3 protein-coding genes are annotated in these 1302 nt (G+C 42.0%); 2 read left to right on the forward strand and 1 reads right to left on the reverse strand.

Annotated elements, in window-relative coordinates; translation table 11 throughout:
* Together AC3WVG_RS11980 and AC3WVG_RS11985 are read left to right on the forward strand one after the other, a co-directional pair.
* On the forward strand, positions 1–156 hold a 156-nt coding region (locus tag AC3WVG_RS11980; protein ID WP_488798350.1), incomplete at its 5' end, for a M20/M25/M40 family metallo-hydrolase.
* Positions 156–851, forward strand: a complete 696-nt coding sequence (locus AC3WVG_RS11985) for a M15 family metallopeptidase (protein WP_488798348.1) — start codon at positions 156–158, stop codon at positions 849–851. The genes AC3WVG_RS11980 and AC3WVG_RS11985, both read left to right, overlap by 1 nt.
* On the opposite strand, the gene AC3WVG_RS11990 is transcribed toward AC3WVG_RS11985, so the two are convergent.
* Positions 838–1302 (reverse strand): EamA family transporter (locus AC3WVG_RS11990; protein ID WP_488798349.1); only part of this gene is annotated, 465 nt, incomplete at its 5' end. The genes AC3WVG_RS11985 and AC3WVG_RS11990 overlap by 14 nt on opposite strands.

The following is a 1302-nucleotide window of genomic DNA, read 5'->3' on the forward strand; positions in this document are numbered from 1 at the left end:
TCAGATGGTCGTTTTATCGCACAAACGGGTGCTAAAGTTATTGAATTAGGGCCACGTAATGCCACTATTCATAAAGTGGACGAGTGTGTTAGCACCGACGACCTAATTGCGCTGGCCGATATTTACGAACAAATATTAGAGCACCTGTTAACTTAATGACTGCAAATAAAGAACTCATACAATGCATCACTGGCCAAAGTGATGCACATTTAGTTGCCATACAAAATCACTTTTTGCATGCCGATATTGTAAATGACTTTATTGCACTGCAAACTGCGGCTGCATCAGCAGGCTTTGATTTATGTATTGCATCAAGTTTTCGGGATTTTAACCGTCAATCAGCTATTTGGAACGCTAAATTTTCCGCTAAGCGGCCGGTATTAAACAAAGCGCAGCAACACGTTGATATTAATTCGCTCAGTGATATTGATAAATGCATTGCCATTATGCTTTATTCTGCGCTACCAGGGGCGAGTCGCCATCATTTAGGGACTGATTTAGATATTTACGATAAAGGCGCAGTGAGTGACGATTATGTTTTGCAATTGAGCCCTAATGAATATCAGCAAGGTGGGCCTTTTGCTAAACTAAGCCAATGGCTAGACACTCATCTAGCAGAATTTGGATTTTATCGACCTTACCAGTATGACTTGGGCGGGGTAGCTCCTGAGCTTTGGCATATTAGCCACATAGCGCAATCAGCGCAGCTTATTCGTCACCTTACGCCAGAAGTGTTGCACGACTGCATTAAAAACAGTGATTTATTAGGTAAAGACGCTATTTTAACCCACTTACCTGCATTGTATGAACGCTTTGTGATCAATGTAAGTCCACCAGTTAAACAGTTTTAGTCTTTTTATTTAAAGTAAAAACTAATACCGCTAGTAAAATGATACTGCTGGGGAGCATAAATTGTACAGTTAATGTCTCTGATAAAAACACTGCCCCTGCAATAGCCGCCAAAACGGGTACGCATAACTGCACTATGGCTGCATGCGTGCTCTTTAATAGTGGCATAGCCACATACCAAATACTGTACCCTACGCCAGATGCGATGGCACCTGAGGCTATTGCAAGTAACGCCCCTTCGATACGTATATTTTTAAGCTGGCTCATTCCCACCACAATTAAAATAGGTAGCACTAATAAACTACGAATAAAATTAAAGGCAGTGGCTCTTAGCGGCGACACACACGCCTTGCCACGAATACTGTAAATTCCCCACGCAATGCCACTTATACTCATTAATAATGCAGCCATCAGCGGTGGTGCTGTCTGTGAGGGCAGCATTAAGTAAACAAA

This window comes from Desulfovulcanus sp., assembly GCF_982781345.1.